At 59.1% G+C, this 2,065-nt stretch carries 1 protein-coding gene; it reads right to left on the bottom strand.

Annotation, left to right across the window (positions count from 1 at the left end):
• The coding region (locus H5U08_RS16825) for a GH116 family glycosyl-hydrolase (protein ID WP_297035725.1) at window positions 1-2,065 on the bottom strand (2,065 nt) is incomplete at both ends.

The raw sequence follows: 2,065 nt of genomic DNA, 5'->3' as shown, positions 1-2,065 counted from the left end.
TTTTCGCCAGCCATGTTCCATCCCGAGAAAGCAGATGTTCGCGATAGGAATTGAGAACAGCCCCGCACTGGCCGTCAAACGCTGGGAACTGGTCGGGCTGACGGTGAGGAATAGCGCCGTCTTCCTTCTGGAAACGAAACTCCTGTTCCCGCATCAGCCGTCCGAGCTCTGGGAACAGTCTGGCGTGCGCCTGGGCATAGTGCCACACATGGTTGCAATTTCCTGGGCAGCATCCCGCGTCAAGATTACATCCTTCCCATCCGCCGAAATAGCCGTCGCGGCACCAGAAAACCGTGGGGCTTCGCAAGATCGCCACTTGGGAGGCAATGCGGTCAACAAACCAGTAAGGAAGATTCGTTTCGTAAAGGGAGTCGGCATAAAGCCGGGTGGCCGCTTCGAGTTCTGGGAGACGAACGTCCAGTTCCGCAGCCACTTCCTCCGCACTGTGCCACCAGGCCTCATAGCGACGCCCCTCGCACGTCCATTTGCGGATCCCCGCCGGTAGGTCTGTAAAGAACCAGGTCAGAACACAGGTGACTGTCTGAGCCTGGCCTGGCTCGAGATCGAAGGAACGCCACAAGGCTCCCTTCAGCGTTTCCCCCGGGGGCGAGGGTCCCGCCGACGGTTCATCACCATCGGATTGTCCGGCAGTATTGCCGATCGCTTCACGAAGTTGCGCGAGGTCGGTCCAGGCGGGCACACCATGGACCTGGTCACCCTTCATCACCAGGACGAGGCCATCCCGTGAGTTCGCCGACTTACTTTGCGCCATGGTCAACCAGGTGGATCCGTGCTTGCGGACCACTCGATTGACGTTTCCCCCGAAGCTCGGGTGACGCGTCCCTTCGATGTCGCTTTCTCCACGATACCCTGCAGCGTTGAGTTGACTGGCCAGCACGGTCACAGAAATGCGATGTTCCGTTGGGTTCTTGACCGTGATCTGATAGATCGCGCACGGAATTGCGGAGTCGCGAAGGTCTGTTGGTATGAGTGGGTTAAAGGCTTCCAGGGTGACCTGTGCCGGAACCTCTGGATCAATGAACTCATAGCGGGCCAGGGGGTATCGCGCCACCAGTCGGACCTCGGCCATAGGCGGAAGGCCTTCCTCGGAGGTGGTCTGCAAAATCCTTTCGACGGCATGTTCGTTCCCTCGAACCTGCACAGCAAAGAAGCTGTGCGGAACAAATCGGTAGGCCACCTGTCCGAAAATTTGCCAGGCACGCCGTCTGGCGGTTCCATCCATGTGGATAGCGCCGACTCCAATCCCACCCACAGGCAGATCGATGGCCGCAAGACGATCTTTCTCGAAGACGGTCGGCGTACCCCGCGCGAAAAGTGCCGGATCTTCCATGAGCTCACGGCGACGCTTTTCGCGAGCCGCTTCCAGTCGCGCCTGTTCCGCGGCTTCGGCCCGACGAAGTTCTTCGTATTTGGCCTGTTGAGCCAGACGGATAGCCTGGAAGCCCAGGGCGTCCACATGTCCGGCGATTTCCTGTTCGGTGAGAGCTCTTCCGTACACGGCCACCTGACAGATCGCGCCCACAAAGAACTCGGCCCCCGCAGGTTGTGACGAACCGATGTTGAGCGGACGATTTTTCTCCGCACGATTGATCTGCCAGCCTTGCTGTGGGGGTAAACAGGGTACGCCGTTCAGATAAACCGACGTTCCCGCCTTCGTACTTACGACAGCCAGATGATACCATTGGCCAGGTTGGAGCGACCCCGTAACCGGCCGGTATGAGGCGACCTCTCGACCGTTCCACAGATCGATACTGGAATAATCCCCGTGTACGTGGATGCTCCACCGTGTCTGACGATGATCACCCGACTCCCGCTTGGCAATCAAGCAAGGATTGAACCGGGCGGGAGCCTGAAATTGGGGGCAAAACCACAGCTCGATAGTGGCTTCCTCGGTGTCCAAATCGGGTGTGGGCCCAAACGTAACCGCCGTTTTGCCGGAAAAGCGAAGGGCCATCGTCCCATCCGGCCCGCGCACAACCTGGGGCTGATTGCCCTCCACACGTCCCTCTTTCGCGAGGACGTCGTCAAACGACTGCAAAGGTAG

Source organism: Thermogutta sp., from assembly GCF_014359955.1.
Taxonomy (GTDB): domain Bacteria; phylum Planctomycetota; class Planctomycetia; order Pirellulales; family Thermoguttaceae; genus Thermogutta.
This window is presented reverse-complemented; position numbering and strand designations above follow the sequence as displayed.